This is a genomic window from Amycolatopsis panacis, assembly GCF_003600245.1.
In the GTDB taxonomy this organism is placed as follows: Bacteria; Actinomycetota; Actinomycetes; order Mycobacteriales; family Pseudonocardiaceae; genus Amycolatopsis; species Amycolatopsis sulphurea.
The window spans coordinates 77120-93732 of the sequence record NZ_QZFV01000098.1 but is presented as its reverse complement, the minus strand read 5'-3'; the positions used below and the strand labels follow the sequence as shown (position 1 = coordinate 93732).

At 62.0% G+C, this 16613-nt stretch carries 9 protein-coding genes and 1 pseudogene; 3 read left to right on the top strand and 7 right to left on the bottom strand.

Going from position 1 to position 16613, the window contains the following annotated elements:
• Nucleotides 1-170 precede the first annotated feature (170 nt).
• Nucleotides 171-1568: an MFS transporter gene (locus D5S19_RS20760; RefSeq protein ID WP_120025019.1), complete on the top strand. Its 1398-nt coding sequence runs from the start codon at nucleotides 171-173 to the stop codon at nucleotides 1566-1568.
• 15 nt (nucleotides 1569-1583) lie between these two features.
• On the opposite strand, the pseudogene D5S19_RS20755 reads toward D5S19_RS20760, so the two are convergent.
• The 7 genes and pseudogenes from D5S19_RS20755 to D5S19_RS20700 form a co-directional block, all read right to left on the bottom strand.
• Nucleotides 1584-2574 (bottom strand): annotated as a pseudogene (locus tag D5S19_RS20755) (IS481 family transposase).
• A 206-nt stretch (nucleotides 2575-2780) separates the two neighbouring features.
• A complete protein-coding gene (locus tag D5S19_RS20750) occupies nucleotides 2781-5465 on the bottom strand; it encodes a P-loop NTPase fold protein (RefSeq protein ID WP_120025018.1) in 2685 nt (894 codons plus the stop codon).
• On the bottom strand, nucleotides 5462-9562 hold the full coding sequence (locus D5S19_RS31785; RefSeq protein ID WP_407641772.1) for an NACHT and WD40 repeat domain-containing protein: 4101 nt from the start codon (nucleotides 9560-9562) through the stop codon (nucleotides 5462-5464). Before D5S19_RS31785 ends, D5S19_RS20750 begins: the two co-directional genes overlap by 4 nt.
• Nucleotides 9563-9641: 79 nt before the next feature.
• The gene (locus D5S19_RS20710) at nucleotides 9642-11195 is read right to left on the bottom strand and encodes an acetolactate synthase large subunit (RefSeq protein WP_120025016.1); all 1554 of its coding nucleotides are present in this window, start codon (nucleotides 11193-11195) and stop codon (nucleotides 9642-9644) included.
• Between the two features lie 4 nt (nucleotides 11196-11199).
• Nucleotides 11200-11382, bottom strand: a complete 183-nt coding sequence (locus D5S19_RS31780; protein WP_147397471.1) for a hypothetical protein — start codon at nucleotides 11380-11382, stop codon at nucleotides 11200-11202.
• A gap of 822 nt (nucleotides 11383-12204) precedes the next feature.
• Nucleotides 12205-12705 carry a DUF3830 family protein gene (locus D5S19_RS20705; protein ID WP_120025015.1) on the bottom strand — a complete coding sequence of 167 codons (501 nt, stop codon included), beginning with the start codon at nucleotides 12703-12705 and terminating at the stop codon, nucleotides 12205-12207.
• Between the two features lie 3 nt (nucleotides 12706-12708).
• Nucleotides 12709-13968 carry an aspartate aminotransferase family protein gene (locus D5S19_RS20700; RefSeq protein WP_120025014.1) on the bottom strand — a complete coding sequence of 420 codons (1260 nt, stop codon included), beginning with the start codon at nucleotides 13966-13968 and terminating at the stop codon, nucleotides 12709-12711.
• Between the two features lie 91 nt (nucleotides 13969-14059).
• On the opposite strand from D5S19_RS20700, the gene D5S19_RS20695 reads away from it, so the two are divergent.
• Together D5S19_RS20695 and D5S19_RS20690 are read left to right on the top strand one after the other, a co-directional pair.
• Nucleotides 14060-15523: an NAD-dependent succinate-semialdehyde dehydrogenase gene (locus D5S19_RS20695; RefSeq protein ID WP_120025013.1), complete on the top strand. Its 1464-nt coding sequence runs from the start codon at nucleotides 14060-14062 to the stop codon at nucleotides 15521-15523.
• A complete protein-coding gene (locus D5S19_RS20690; RefSeq protein ID WP_120025012.1) occupies nucleotides 15520-16575 on the top strand; it encodes a tartrate dehydrogenase in 1056 nt (351 codons plus the stop codon). The genes D5S19_RS20695 and D5S19_RS20690 overlap by 4 nt, the downstream gene beginning before the upstream one ends.
• Nucleotides 16576-16613 lie beyond the last annotated feature (38 nt).

Below are 16613 nucleotides of genomic sequence, written 5' to 3'. Positions count from 1 at the left end.
CGCTGACCTGACCGCTCTGACCCGACCGTTCTGGCCCGGCTGCTCCGTTCGGCCCAGTCCGGCGTATCCGGAGGGTCTGATGGGTCACGAACCCGCCGGTTCGGGTTGCTCGCCCGGTAACGTGCGTTTCAGTACCGCGTACGGATTGGAACGACCGGGCAGGGGGAGCAGTGGCACAGGCTGGTGGCCGGGCGATCGTTGTGGTGCTCGCCTCGTGCGGGCTGGTCGCGTCGTTCATGCAGACGCTGGTCGTTCCGCTGATCCCGGCCTTTCCTCGGCTGCTGGCGACCACGCCGACCGACGCGTCCTGGGTCGTCACGGTCACCCTTCTCGCCGGCGCGGTCATCACGCCGGTCAGCGGGCGGCTCGGCGATCTCTACGGCAAACGGCGTGTGCTGCTGGCCAGTCTTGCCGTGCTGGTGGCCGGTTCGGTCCTGTCGGCGCTCACCAGTTCGCTCATGCTGATGGTGCTCGGCCGGGGGCTGCAAGGCTGCGCGATGGGAGTGATCCCGCTCGGCATCAGCATCATGCGGGACGAACTGCCCGCCGAACGCGTCAGCGGTGCGATCTCGCTGATGAGCGCCACGCTCGGAGTCGGCAGCGCGATCGGGCTCCCGCTCGCGGCGGTCGTCGCGGAGCACGCCGACTGGCATGTGCTCTTCTGGGGTTCGGCCGGGCTCGGGCTCGGTTGTGCGCTGCTGATTCTGCGTTACGTGCCGGAATCACCGGTGCGTGCGCCCGGACCGTTCGATTACCTCGGTGCGTTCGGGCTGATCGTCGGGCTCACCTGCATGCTGCTGCCGATCGTGAAGGGCGGTGAATGGGGCTGGGGCAGCCCGGCGACGCTCGGTTTCGCGGCGGCGGCGCTGGTCGTGTTCGCGAGCTGGGGCCGGTACCAGCTGCGCCGGCGAGAACCACTGGTCGATCTCCGGGTATCGGTCCGGCGACCGGTGCTGTTCACGAACCTGGCCTCGATCCTGGCCGGATTCGCCATGTACGCCATGGCTTTGTCGTTCCCGCAACTGCTGCAGGCACCTTCCTCGACCGGGTACGGCTTCGGCCTGACCATGGTCCAGGCGGGCTTGTGCCTGGCGCCCAACGGGCTGGTCATGATGCTGCTGTCGCCGGTCTCCGCGCGGCTGACCAACCGCTACGGCGCGCGGACCACCCTGATCACCGGCACCGTCGTGATCGCCCTCGGCTACCTCTTCGCGATCCTGTTGATGGACAACGTGTTCGAACTCGTCGTCGCTTCGGTGATCATCGGCGCCGGGGTCGGCATCGCGTACGCGGCCATGCCCGCGCTGATCATGAGCGCGGTGCCGATCACCGAAACCGCGTCCGCCAACGGTCTCAACGCGCTCATGCGCGCAGTCGGCACGTCCACCGCCAGCGCGGTGATGGCGACCCTGCTCGCTCACCTGACCGTGACGGCGGGCGCCCTGACCGTGCCGTCGCTGACCGGGTTCCGCGTCGCCTTCACCGTGGCCGCGGTGGCCGCTCTCGGCGGACTGGCGCTCACCCTGGTGGTACCTCGCGCGCGGGCGCGGGAGCTGGTCGGGGTCTGAGCGCAGAGCCCGTGCCTAGGTGTACTGGCCTGAGAGGTTGGGAACGCGGTTGGCGGGTGGGTGGCCGCAGAGTGTGGTGTGGCCGCGTGGTGATTGTAGGTGTGCAGCCAGCCTGGGAATGCTTCGCGTCGTTCGTTTTCGGATTGATAGGCCCCCGCGTAGGCCCATTCATCGAGCAAGGTGCGGTTGACCCGCTCTACTTTCCGTTGGTCTGGGGTCGGTAGGGGCGGGTGCGTTTGTGGGTGATCCCGGCCTCGGTGAGGGCTTCGCGCCAGAGGCGGGACATGTAGCATGAGCCGTTGTCGGTCAGAACCCGCTGGACGGTGATTCCTCGGGAGGTGAAGAAGATCCGGGCTCGCCGCCGGAACGCGACCGCGGTCTCTTTCCTCTTGTCGGGCAGGATTTCGGAATAGGCCAGCCGAGAGTCGTCCTCCACGGCGTTGTGCAGATGCCTGTATCCGACATGGCTGTTGCCGCCTGCGTCGAGCGTCTTGCCAGGTGTGCGGGTGCGATGCCGCTGTCCTGCTTGCCGTCCAGTGACACGGTGTCCGCCGCCGTTGGGGATGTTGCCCGGCTTCTTGATGTCCACGTGGACCAGCTCGCCGGGGGCGAGGTATTCGTAGCCACGGGCCGGCCGTCCCGTGGCTCGGTCGAGATGAGCCAGCAGGGGCAGGCGGTAGCGGGCCAGCACGCGATGCACCGTTGAGGGTGCCAGGTGCAGGAAATACGCGATCCGGCCCGGCCCTCACCTTCGCAGTACGCGGACTTTGATGATCCGGCGCTCGGTCCGGACAGGGGTGCGTCTGGACTGTGGCGCGGGCGTGAGGACCGGTCGAGCATGCCGGCTGCACCGTCCTGGCGATAGCGATCGGCCCAGCGTTTCGCCGTGCTCACCGAGACCTGAAAACGCTGCGCGGCCGCGCGCCGCGCGCCATTGCTCGTCCACGACGCAACGGGCCAGACGCAACCTGCCGGTCGGACTCAGCAGGGCATTACGGTGTGACACCAGGACCTCCGTGGCATGGTGCAGATTGTGGTGATCCACACCAAACCCGGAGGTCCCCCCCTCACACCAAGATCATCCGATCGCACGTCCCCACGATCGCAACCTCCCGGGTTGGTACACCTAGGTCAGAGCAACGGCGCCACTGCCGCATCGATCAAGTGCGGGCTGGTCACAGATCGTTATTTCCTACCAGGACAGACCACCTCTCAGTCGGATCGACTTGCTGCCGGTGAACGGAATCGGGCGATGTGTTCAGCCCATTCGTCTAATCCAGACATGTCAATCTTCGCCATACTCGGCGATTCATTCAGCCACGTGGAGAAAAGGTCAAAATCACGGTCCGCTTCGGCTGATATTCCTTTTTTCGGCAAAGGGATATCGATAAGATGAAGGGGTTCGGTCGCTCGTTTCGATTGGGACATAACGTACTCGGCTACGGTCGGAAGACCGACTTGAAGAGCGGAGAGCACGATCAATTGACCCTCCGGCGGAACGCGCCATCCGCGCATCCTTCCTGTGGCCAGAACGATCCGCAAGATATTCGCAAATTTCTTGATCGAACGTGGAGTGCGCCCGGCAATCGTAGCTACCCACTCCGCTTGCTTCACCTCCTTTCCGGTGAACTCCATCGTTTTTGCTGAAGATTGATGTGGCTCGATCATATCGTCTCTATTGAACGACATTACTACATTTCTAAACTCACGTAAGCTCCCTTCTGTTGCGGGACCTTCCTCATACGCGTAGGTTTCGTGGGCGCTATCGCCTGGTTCCGGTTTGGTCAGCAGTCTACGAGTCATTCGTCGAGCCGATTCCTGCCTGATTGCAGGAATCCAGTATGGTATCTGGAAGATCTTGTCCAGGTAGTCTACTGGCCTCGATTTACCGCCGTGAAACTGGTCGTAATAAGATTCAAGCGAGGATTTGAGCCACTCATAATCGACAGCCACAACAACAATGAATAGCGGAAATGAAAGCAGAAGATGTACTGTTTCGAGGAGCTTGACGACTACGTCGGGGGTGCAACGATCCAAGTCGTCTATGTAAAGAACAATTCGTTCTATTGCAAGCTCATCTACCTCTGAGGTCACGGTTCGCCGATGCTCGGCAACAAGTCGAGAAAGCCGCTCCAAGTCGCGTCGAACGAGTGCGGGTATTCCCAGCCGACTGCGGTAGTCGTCACTATGAATTCTGCCGGATATAAAGTCTTGTAGAACGCGATTCGGCGTCTCTTGAATCAAGGAGTTCTCGAGGTTCTCTATTTCTCTCGCGAGTTCTTCTTCCTGGTTTAACGCATTGACGTAGGCGAGTTCGAGGTCCGCCAGCCGTTGAGCGGCCTCCTTGATCTCAGCGGTAAGCTTGGCGCGGGACTCTTCTTCTAATTCTGATAGCCTTTCCTGCGCCACATGGATACCCTCGCACGCTTTTCTGGCCAATTTTTTTGCGAAACGTAGGTAGCCGCTAATAGCAACTAGAACGCCTGTGCCCGTTGTGGACAGGTTGATCAACCATTCTTTACTGATTGAGGAGATAAGGATAGCACTAGTGGGGACTATCGCCATCAATAGTACGACCGTGAACAAGTAACGAAAATTGGTAGAACTGATCGGAAGAAGGACCGCGCGGATTCCTTCCATCGATTTTCGTGCGTCACGTAGCTCGTTGGCTAGTTCTGATGCGGCGGTCGATGTTGGCGAGAATCCAGATTTGTCAAGTAATTCTCTAATTTGAAGGAGATCTTCCTTTACTCGCCAATTCGACAACGGATCTTCGTGTCGACGTTGTTCAAGTTCTAGTCCAGCGCGATCCTTGGCCAGCTTTCTTTCGGCGACTCGATCTGCTGCTGCCATACGCTTCTCATTTAAGAGTACGCGCTCTTGCTTGCAGGAATTCTTTCTGGCCTCGACGTGTTCAATTTTGCGAATCCAATATTTTTGCCGTTCGGCAAGGAGGTCATCTTCGTCGTCATTCTTGATGCGCAAGTTTCGGAAAATGTGTTCCAGCAGGCTGGCGAGGATGTTGTCATCAACATATTGCCAGGCGTTGAATTCAATCTGTGCAACGTTTCGAAGAAAAGGGGTATCCTGCCCCCTTTCGACAGGGACCCTTGCCTGTGTTGTCAATCGTTCGATACTGCGCTGAAGTTCCTGAATAAAGAAGCTCTTTCCCGTTCCCCAGTCGCCGAACAGGCCAACGGCCAGTGGTGGATCTAGGGTCGTCGTGGTAAACAACTGCGCGAACGATTCGATTTCGGCATCTATGCCAATCAGGTCGCCGACAATGTCGCTTGAAGACGCGACAGCAGGGTGCACACGATCGGCGTGATACCCGGGGAGGACGAGTGGTACTTTGCGATCGGGAAAGTTGCTGCGAAGATGCTCCGGATATGTCTCTCGGCCGGCGAGGTAGTGGGGATATGAGGCAAGTATTCGATCCGGATTAATTCCGCGAGCCCCCAGTTGTCGTCGGATAGCACGACAAGCCTTGGTCTCCGGCTGTGCCAAGATGGCGCCAAACAATTCTCGTGTTGAAGTGCGAACACTTGCCCCATCTTTCCCGAAATGGTCAAGCTTGGTAAAAATTTCTGTCGTCTCTTTGTCGAGTGACGGCAATTTATCGATGGGCAATGAGTTCATCGTTGAGAATAGCTTGTCGGAGCTCAGCTTCACCTCAAACTCTTTGCTGAGAACGGACCCTAGCGAGATGGAGAAATGGTCAAGAAGTTGCCTCACAGGGTTGCCTCGAAGGTCGCCTAGCATGATCCCGGCCAATAGATCCATCGAGTCGATCGTAGTTGTTGGTTTTGCTCGGTTCATGGATACGGACCATGCCCAACGTAGCGCGGCTTTGGTTGGTCCATCCAATCGTTGGATAATTTCCGGGGTCTCGGTCATACGTGCCTACTCCTCCCGAGCAGCCGCCGATGTGGCAAGTGTTTGGCGATCTCGTGGACCTCGTCTGCGTCAAATCGACATAGCCCAGCTGTCCACCAAAGATTTGCTGGAGAGCCAACAACTTCGAAGCTGCCGTCTGGGGTAAGTGTAGCCCAGCCGTTTTGGTCTCCTACTGAGGTTTCCATGAGCTGTCCCGTCTGGGGACTCCAGATGCGGACAGTGTCGTCGGAGCTGCCAGAGGCGAGCCAGTCGTCAGATGGTCCGAACGCCAGCGCATTGATTGAGCCAGCGTGTTCACGAAGGGTGTGGCAAATTCGGCCTGTGTGAAGATCCCAAATGCGCACCGTGTTGTCTGTGCCACCCGAGGCGAGCCATCTTCCGCTGGCTGACGCTGTGAGAGTGTTGGCGGTGCTGATATGCCCCTTGAGCTCCCAGATCCGGCTACCAGCGTAGATGTTCCAGACATCAATTGTTCCTTCTGAACTGGCCGATGCCAACCATTCGGTTCCTGGTATGGCTGTCAGAGCACGGGTGCCGCCGGAAATGATCCGGATTGGGCGCCTTGACAATGGAAAAGCGCGGGTTTCCCAGATGATAACCTCGCTGTCCGGTCCTGCGCATGCAAGCCATTTTCCGTCCGGGTCGACTGCCAACGTATGAATCCAGCTTCGTGTCGGTTCCAGTACGTCGCGACATCTACCTGTATTCGGATCCCAGAAGCGAACTGACCCGTCGTCGCCGGCGGAGGCTAGCCATCGTCCGGATGGATCGGCTACGAGCGCGCGTACCCAGTCACGATGGCCGTTCAATATTCGGCTAACGCGGCCGGTGGCCATCGTCCAGACGGTGATGGTGCTGTCCGTACCGGCGCCAGCAAGCCACTGCCCGGCCGGATCGACAGCCAGGGCCAAAACTGAAGTCGTACGTCGGTGAAGCATTAATGGCTCCGTGCCCCAGCGCGGTTTCCAGAGCCGGGTCGTGCCGTCGGAATCGGCTACCGCTAGCAGGCCTTCTGCTGAGGTGACAGTGAGGGCTTGAATCCCGGCGGTGCTCTTTTGGAACATTCGTGACTGGGTCCCTGTGTTTGGATCCCAGAGGAATGCAGCGCCCCCCTTGTCTATGGCAGCGATCCAGTCGCCGGCCGGGCCGACAGCTACAGAGACAATAATCGGCGCGTAAGGTGCTGCTTCCGCGACTTCGCGCGTATTCAGGTTCCACATTCGAATCGACCCGGATTCATAGAATGAAATGAGCCAATCTCCGTTTGGGCTAACCGCTAGCGCTTGCGTCACATTCTTTTGCGCACTAGTGAGGTTGTGCTCAAGTCGTCCATTGAGCGGGTCTCTTAGCTCGATATCACCATTTTGAAGGGACATGATCAGTGATGATCGTCCTGGTTTGGTGGCTAGTGCCACCACAGGGTTGGAGAAATTTTTGCAACGGAGCGTGCCAAGTAACTCTCCAGATGATGGGTCCCATATTCGCACAGTATGCTTGCCGTCGAGCGCGGCTAACCAGGAGCCGTCGGATGCGACGGTAAGCGACCGTACCCCTCCTTGATTGTGGTCCAGTTCACCCAGCAGTGCGCCGTGTACTGGATCCCAGATGTTGATAGCGGAATCACGGTTGGCTGACGCAAGCCAGTTTTCGTCGGTCGGGCACGCGAGAAATTGCACTGGGCCGCTGTGCCCGGCAAGCTCACTGAGATGAGTACCGGACGCCGGATTCCAGATTCGAACTGCGCCGTCGTCGCCTGCCGAGGCAAGCCAGCTGTCATCGGATGCCGCCAGTAGAGCGAGGACCGGGCCGACGTGCGCCTGCAGTGTGGTCAACTGTCTCCCAGTGCAGGCGTCCCAGCGCCTGATGGTGCCATCTTCGTGGCCGGTCGCCACTAGTTGTCGATGCGCGAACGCGGCTACTGCTTTGGCTGCAGAGAATTGACTGATCTGGGCGGATAGCTTGCTTTGAGGTAGCGCTGCACCTGCAGTGCTTGCCTCATCGAGTTGATGGCGGTCCACGACCGCGCCGAGTAGTACTGCTCGATCGAAGATTGCGCCGCAGAGGTCGGCTTCACTTAAGTTGGCCCCGAGCATTCGCGCACCGGTCAAGTCTGTACCTCGGAGACTAGCGCCGGCCAGGTTTGCTCCGACCATTTCTGCGCCGGAGAGATTTGCCTGATCGAGATTGCTTCCTTTCATAGATTGAGGTAAAACTGCGCCAGCGAGATTTGCGTGCATAAGGTTCGCGTTAGTCAGGTCGATATGGGACAGGTCTAGTCCGCTGAGATCTTGTCGGGAGTAGTTGGCTGGTTGCGGTAGCGACCCATATCGAAACTGTTGGAGTAGGAGGGCGGCATTTGCTTTGGCGTTCGGACCGAGTTGCATATCTCGAACGGCGGTTCGCTTGGCCCAAGCGCTGGAAGGTTCACTTGCCAGATCGCACAAAAATTGCGCCATCAGTGGTGATAACGTATAGTTTGAGAGGAGTTCGTCGGGCTCGTTTCGGGTCGTTCCGTGCAGCGCCATACGTAGTGCATCCGCGACATAGTATTCGAGAACAGACTGATGGATGAAGGAAAACTCATCCTTCTCAGTGCGTATAAGAACTGTTCCCGAGCCGACTGCATGAGTTGCTTCACCTGCTTGCACTTGCCATGTTGCAAGCTCCGATATACTTTCTGCTACTTCGCCGAGTTCTTCGAGCGGAACACTGGATCGGTTCGTGTGCCATAGTCGCATCGCCAGGTCGCGCAGCGCCTCTGCTCGATGGCCTACGGATAGCGGATCGGCGGCTCCTGGAGCGGTTTGCCTGGATGTTTCGTGTTCGAGCCAGTCGTCGAGTAGTGTCTCGTAAAGTCTCCCGGCATTCATTGGTCGATCGGCTGGGGTTGCCTCAGCAAGGCGCGGCAGTGCATTTCTCCGGGCCATGACAAAGGTAAGCATGCGCGGATTTGTAGTTAGCTCGAGTAGGTTGGGAATCGCTGAAAGTTCGCGAATAAAGTAGTCGGCCTCCTGTTCGGCCATGGACTGTTCGATAAGCTTTCGACGCTGGTTGTCGTCAAGCGGTGTAAGTCGTATGACTCGTGCGCCGGGCAAGCTGCGGGCACTTCGTCCAACCTCGTTAAGTACGTCGGAGTCGGTGGCGAAGTGTTGATGCCGACTGGTCATGACTATTTTTGCGGAGCCCTCAGCAGCTTGGCGCAGCATCTCAAAGTGCTGCTTTACCCGCTCATAAGTAGGTCGCTGTGCGAGCTCGTCGAATCCGTCGAGAAGAAGTACGACCCTTCCCTCTCGGAGTAGGTAGCGAAATGAACTGGCATGAAATGGCTCGTCTGGTCGGTATCTCGCCATGTGTTGTGCAAGGAGCTCGTCTAGTGATCTACCTTTTTCCAGGTCTCGCATGGTTACCAGTACCGGAATTAGAGAATTATGGCGTGCCAGATTGTGGGTAAGAGCACGCAGGAGGAACGTTTTTCCTGTCCCGAAATCCCCTAGTACCAGGACAAATCTTGGGCCACTTGACTCGAGCCATTTGAATATTTGCTCGGCAGCCAATGACTTCTCTGCAGACCGGCCTGAAAGTGGTGCCCATCGTTTGTCAACGTAGTCGGCAATCTGATAAGCTCCGTCGCGGAATATTCGAGCGGACTGTGTTCGGATGTAACCGTTGAAGTTCCAGAGGAGTGCTTGATAGTTTTCGAAGGACCGAACCTGAAGTCTGAGTTCTTGCGATTTCTTGAGGATCTCGGCTTGAGGTGTCGGCCCGCGGTAGACAAGATCGCGAGATCCGTGACTTCCATAATCTTCCTCGAAGATTTCATGGAAGCGCTGAAGCGCAGTCAGATCGACATTGCCATCGAGTATGCCTACATATGCATGGTCGGTGAAAGTCCCGTCGACGTAGGATACTCGTAGGTATAAGAGCTGCCTTCCATCGACTTCTGTTTCCTGCTCGCGAATGTCTACGTCTGAGTGCCCGCGACGGGACCATTCCAATTGGCACACTTCGCGCACACGTGTTAGCAGATTGTCAACACTGCAGAGTGTGTCGAGGCCTTTCGCTGCTGCTGTCGACCTGTCAAAATGAGAACCAAGCACTCGCGAAATGATAGCAGGATCCAATAGCGTGGTTTCTGGCTGGTGATTTTTCGACCGAGCCTGAGATGTATATCTGAGGTCAGACCAAGGGCGGTACCGCCGCGTCGATCAAGTGCGGGCCTGGTTCGGCGACCGCGCGGCGGAACTGCTCGGCGAGTTCCTCGGCGGTCGTCGCGCGGGTGGCCGGTACGCCCATGCCCTCGGCGATCTTCACGAAGTCCAAGTCCGGCCGTCCGAGGTCGAGCAGGTCCTTGGCACGCGGGCCGTCGCCGGCCGCGCCGACGCGTTGCAGCTCCATGCGCAGGATCGCGTAGGCGTTGTTGTTGAGCACGACGGTGGTGACGTCGAGGTTCTCGCGGGCCTGCGTCCACAGCGCCGAGATCGTGTACATCGCGCTGCCGTCTGCCTCCAGGTTGATCACCGGCCGCTGGGGCGCGGCGATGGCGGCGCCGATGGCCACCGGCATGCCGAAGCCGATCGCTCCGCCGGTGAGTGTCAGCACGTCGTGGCGTGGCGCGCCGGCGGTGCCCGCTGGCAGCAGCACGCCCGAGGTGTTGGTCTCGTCGACGACGATCGCGTCTTCCGGGAGCAGCGCGCCGATCACGTCGACCCAGTTCTGCGGGCTGAGCGGTCCGCTCGGCAGGTCCGGCCGGGCCGCCTGCTGCACCACCGGTTCGGTGTCCGCGGCGACCAGCGCGGCGACCTCGCCGAGCGCGGCGGCCACGTCCTGGCCCGGCGCCGCGAGCATGTGCACCCGCGCGCCGTCCGGGGCCAGCTCGCTCGGCATCCCGGGGTAGGCGAAGAACGACACCGGTGCCTTCGCGCCGGCGACGATCAGGTGCCGCACTCCGTCGAGCTGGTACCTCGCTTGTTCGGCCAGATAGCCGAGCCGTTCGACGTGTGGCAGCCCGGCCCCGCGTTCGATCCGCGCCGGGAACGTTTCCGTGAACGCCTTGGCCCCGGTCGCCTCGGCGATCCGGCTGGTCGCCCGCAATCCCGCTGCGCGGCAGGCATCGCCGCCGATCAGCAGCGCGACCGGCTCGCCACCGCGCAGGACGTCCGCGATCGCCTGCACCGTGGTCGAGTCCACTGCGTGCGGCACCCTCGGAGGGATCGGCGCGCAGGTCTCGCCGCCCTCGCCCCAGGACACGTCCGCGGGCAGCACGAGCGTGGCGATCCGGCCGGGAGCGTCCTGCGCGGCGGCGACCGCGGCGGCCGCGTCCGCGCCGACGTCCCTGGGGTGCCCGGAACGTCGTGTCCAGCCGTCGAGCCAGCCGGTCAGCGAGTCGATGTCCGACTCCAGCGGCGCGTCATACCGCGCGTGGTAGGTGGCGTGGTCACCGACCACGTTGACGATCGGGGCCGCCGCGCGCCGTGCGTTGTGCAGGTTCGCAAGGCCATTGCCCAGACCCGGACCGAGGTGCAGCAAGGTGGCCGCGGGTTTGCCGGCGATCCGCGCGTACCCGTCGGCCGCGCCGGTGGCGACGCCCTCGAACAGCGCCGGCACGCCGCGCATCTCCGGCACCGAATCGAGCGCGGCCACGAAGTGCATCTCCGAAGTGCCGGGGTTGGCGAAGCACACTTCGACGCCGCAGTCGACGAGCGTGCGGATCAGGGATTGGGCGCCGTTCATCGGTTCACTTTCCCGGCTCAGCGAGCATGCCGCCGCTCGCGCTCAGTGCCCCTGGGTCCACCGGGCAGGTAAGGGCTTGCTCGGTAGCGGTCCGGTCCAGTTCGGCGAGCATGACCCTCGGCTGGGCGACTGCCACGGCTTCCTGCTGCGCCATTGTTCCTGGTTGCGCCACTTCCTTCTGTGTCACTGTCTGTCCCTCCCTGAGCACCCGGACGTTGTGCTTCGAGCCTAGCTCTTCCGGGCAGGGGGTAAGCATGAAGATGGTTCACGTCCAGCAGGCGTGATCACCGAGGGTGACGGCCAAGTTGACGCTGTGTCGGGTGGCTCCGGCGGGTGAGGAAAACAAAAATCCACTCTATTCCGAATGTCTCGAAATAGAGTGGAAAATTGCGCGGAGACCGGCCCGCGCCAACAGGCCGGCCTCCGCGATCAATCCGTGGGGCCGCTCAGACGAGCCAGCCGACCAGGTGCGCGACGCCGGCCAGCAGGTTGCTGATGATGTCGTGGCCGTGGTGCGCGAAGTGGATGACCGAGTGCATGGAGGGGCTCCTTGTTCCTGATGGTTTTCACTGTTGCTCTCGCGAGGAGCGAGGAGAAGATTTGCATCGGGGTGCGGGAAGTGTCAAAAGCCGGTTCCGGCGCGAACGGGCACCCGGGAATCTTCCCATGCTAAACGTGTAAGGCTTTCGGGTTTGGCGGCGGGGGTGGCACTGCGGCGCAACCACCACCGTTGGTAGCGAGCGAGGGGATCGATCACCCTCGGTAGCAGAAGCTCATTGCGACAACCGGGCGTCGTCGCGACCCGAAATGATGAACGTGGCACCACGAATGGTGAATATTGCAGGTTCACGCTTAAGGGTGATCATCACCGGTCAGACGGGGCGTGGGGCCGGGGTGCGCAAGTACGGGTCGTGATCATTCGTTCACTGAAAGGTGCGTCATTCCTCGACCGGGGCGGCCAGGCTGCTGCTTCCGCTGTCTCGGCGCGACAAGCCTGGCCGCCGTCCGCTCAGTCGGCGCGGGCGAAGGAGAGCGTCTCGCCTTCGACCCCGCGCAGCCACAGATCCTGCGCTGCGGCGGCGATCTCGGACAGCCCCTCCTCGATGGTCGCGAAGACGTTCCCGGGTATCCAGCCGGCGTCACCGTTGATCAGGAGGTTGTTCCGGCCGTAGAAGATCGCCAGGTCTGTGGCGCCCTGGTCGCTGTGCGCTGCACTGCCTTCGTCGTAGCCGTACGCCGGGTTGCCGATCTCCCAGGCTTCGAAGCCGAAGTAGACGACGTCGCCCGGGATCGGCGTGATGGTCGGGTTTTCCCGGCCGGGCTTGGGCTCGGCAAACGGCGGGACCAAGGTGTAGATCTCGTTGCGCGCGTACTTCGCGTGGTACGCCGAGCCGCTGTGCGGGAGTGCGTCCCACACCGCCTTGCAGGTGCGCGGTGCCTCTTCGTCGAGTAGGCGGGCTCGGCACGAGACGCCGCGCTTGTCGAGGGTGATGGTGATGTACCGCGCCATGCTTCAGCTCCCTGTCGTGACGGAAGCGACGACGTCGCCCCAGATCCGCAGTGCTTCATCGACCTGATCCGAGGTCACCACGAGCGGTGGCACCATGCGCACGACGTTGGAGTACGCGCCGCAGGTGAGCAGAAGAAGGCCACTGTGGGCAGCTGCCTGTTGCGCGGCCTGCGCGGTCGCGGTGTCCGGTTCGCCGTCGGCAGTGGTGAACTCGGTGCCGACCAGAAGGCCGAGGCCGCGTACGTCGCCGATGGCTGGCGTCTTGTCCGCGACGACTTGTACGCCTTCCAACAGCTGACGGCCGCGCTCTGCGGCGTTCTCGACCAGGCCCTCGTCGCGGATCACATCGAGCGTTGCGATTGCGGCTGCGCAGGAGACCGCGTTGCCGCCGTACGTGCCGCCTTGGGAACCCGGGAGCGCCTTCGCCATCAGTTCCTGCGAAGCCGCGATACCCGACAGTGGGAAGCCGCTGGCGAGCCCCTTCGCGATGAGCACAATGTCAGGGGAGACGTCGTAGTGGTCGTGGCCCCAGAACTTGCCGGTGCGGCCGAAGCCGGTCTGAACCTCGTCGAGCACCAGGAGGATGCCGTGCCGGTCAGCGCGCTCGCGCAGCCCGGCGAAGAACTCGGTGTTCGCCGGGACGTACCCGCCTTCGCCGAGAACCGGCTCGACGAACAACGCAGCTGTCTCACTCGGTGCGGACACTGTCTGGAACAGATAGTCGAGCTCGCGCAGTGCGAACTTCGTGGCCGTCTCCTGATCCCAGCCGTAGTGGTAGGCGTACGGGAACGGCGCGACGTGTACGCCGGCCATCAAGGGCGAGATGCCTGCGCTGAACCGCGTACCGGACGTCGTCATCGACGCGGCGGCGACAGTGCGTCCGTGGAAGCCGCCTTGGAACACGATTACGTTCGGCCGCTTCGTCGCCTGACGAGCAAGCCGCAGTGCGGCTTCCACAGCTTCGCTGCCGGAGTTCGCGTAGAACAGCGAGTCGAGCCCGGAGGGCAGCACGGTGCCGAGCTTCTCCGTCAGCTCCAGCAGTGGCTTGTGCATCACGGTCGTGTACTGCCCGTGCACGAGTTTGCCGATCTGTTCGCGCGCGGCCTCGACCACCCGCGGGTGGCAGTGGCCGGTACTCGTCACGCCGATCCCCGCGGTGAAGTCGAGGTGGCGTTTGCCGTCCACGTCGTAGAGGTAAACCCCTTCACCGTGGTCGACGACAACGGGCGTGGCCTGCTTGAGCAGCGGGGACAGCTGTGCCATGCGGCGCGCTCCTAGGTCTGGTTCAGCGGTTGTCGATTGTTGACAATATCCATAGCATGGCTTCGGGACAACAGGAACGGGAGCGATCCGGATGAGTGTGATCACCGAAGAAGGTGTGGTCGGCGCGGTCGGCAAGGACCTCTTCATCGGCGGCAAGTGGGTGTCGGCGCGCAGTGGGCGGACTTTCGACGTGCAGGACCCCTCGACCGGTGCGGTGCTGTGCCAGGTCGCCGACGCCGGCGTCGAAGACGGCTTCGCGGCCCTCGACGCAGCTGTCGCGGCGCAAGCCGGCTTCGCAGCGGTCGCACCTCGTGAGCGTGGGGAGATCCTGCGTCGGGCGTACGAGAAGCTGCTTGAGCGCCGGGACGAACTGGCGCTGCTCATGACGCTTGAGATGGGTAAGCCACTCGCCGAAGCGGCCGGCGAGATCACGTACGCTGCCGAGTTCTTCCGCTGGTTCGCCGAAGAAGCCGTACGCATCGACGGTGGGTACGCAGTGGCGCCGAACGGTGCGGGGCGGTTCCTGGTCACTCGTCAGCCAGTAGGGCCGGCGCTGCTCATCACGCCGTGGAACTTCCCGATGGCGATGGGTACGCGCAAGATCGGCCCGGCTATTGCGGCAGGCTGCACCACAGTGATCAAACCCGCCGCGCAGACACCGTTGTCGATGCTGGCGCTCGCCGGAATCCTCGCCGAGGCCGGATTACCCGAAGGCGTTCTGAACGTCATCACAACGAGCGATGCGGGCGGCGTGATGGAGCCGTTGATCCGGGATGGCCGCGCGCGGAAGCTGTCGTTCACCGGCTCGACCGTGGTCGGGCGCAAGCTGTTGGAACAGTGCGCGGAGAAAGTGCTTCGCACGTCGATGGAGCTCGGTGGCAACGCGCCGTTCGTCGTATTCGATGATGCGGACCTGGATGCCGCTGTCGACGGCGCGATGCAGGCGAAAATGCGTAACATCGGCGAAGCCTGCACTGCAGCGAACCGCTTTTACGTACAGCGCGGTGTCGTCGAAGAGTTCTCCCGTCGGCTGACCGAACGGATGCAGTCGTTGCCGATGGGCCGCGGTACCGAGGAAGGCGTGGTCGTCGGCCCGCTGATCGACGAGGCCGCGGTGAAGAAGGTGACCATGCTGGTCAAGGACGCCGCCGACCGTGGCGCGCGCGTGCTGACCGGCGGTGAGCCGGTGGATGGGCCGGGCCACTTCTATCCGGCCACAGTGCTCACCGACGTGCCCGAAGATGCTCGGCTGGCTGCGGAAGAGATCTTCGGCCCGGTCGCGCCGATCACTCCGTTCGATACCGAGGACGAGGCCGTCGCGAAGGCCAACGACACCGAGTTCGGCCTGGTCTCCTACCTCTTCACGGCCGACCTGAAGCGAGCGCTGCGCGTGTCCGAACGGCTTGAGGCCGGCATGATCGGGCTCAATCAGGGCATCGTCTCGAACCCGGCGGCGCCGTTCGGTGGCATCAAGCAGTCCGGCCTCGGGCGCGAGGGCGGCACCGTCGGCATCGACGAATTCCTTGAGACCAAGTACATCGCGGTGAGCCTGTGAACTACCGGATTGCCAGTATCCCAGGCGACGGGATCGGAGTGGACGTCACGATCGAGGCTCGCAAGGTGCTCGACACGGCCGCCGCGAAGTACGGATTCTCCTTGTCGTGGCAGGAATTCGACTGGAGCTGTGAGCGGTACGCCAAGTCTGGCTCGATGATGCCCGACGACGGCGTCGAGCAGCTTTCGGAGTTCGATGGCATCCTGCTCGGCGCGGTCGGCTTTCCCGGGGTGCCGGACCACGTTTCGCTGTGGGGCCTGCTGATCCCGCTGCGGCGGGCGTTCCAGCAATACGTGAACCTGCGTCCGGTCCGGCTGCTGCCGGGCACCACCTCGGCGCTGGCCGGGCGGACCGCGGACGAGCTGGAGATGGTGATCGTCCGGGAGAACTCCGAGGGCGAGTACTCGGCGATCGGCGGACGGCACAATGCGGGCCGGCCGGACGAGTTCGTACTGCAGGAATCGGTGTTCACCCGGGTCGGCGTGGAACGCATCATCCGGTACGCCTTCGAACTGGCCCGGTCTCGCTCCGGGCACGTCACCTCGGCCACGAAGTCGAACGGGCTCATCCACTCGATGCCCTACTGGGACGAGATCTTCGCCGAGGTCGCCGCGCGTTATCCGGATGTGCCCGCGCAACAGTGCCATGTGGACGCGCTGGCCGCCCGGATGGTGCAGGCCCCGGACCGGATCGACGTGGTCGTGGCCTCGAACCTCTTCGGCGACGTGCTGAGCGACCTGGCGGCCGCGGTCACCGGCGGACTGGGCATGGCACCGTCCGGGAATATCAACCCATCAGGTGAACTCCCGTCCATGTTCGAGGCCGTCCACGGCAGTGCCCCGGACATTGCCGGGCAGGGCATCGCCAACCCGGTGGCGCAGATCCTCGCCGCTGCGATGCTCCTCGAACACCTGGGTGAAACCGTTGCCGCACAAGCAATCCGCACCTCGGTCGACGAGGTGCTGACGGCCGGTTCGGCACGCACCCCCGACCTCGGCGGCACCGCTACCACAACCGCGCTCGGCACGGTGGTGGCCGAAACGCTGCGCTGATTTTTCGTCGGTGCCGTGCGCTTCACTCTTCCCCGGGG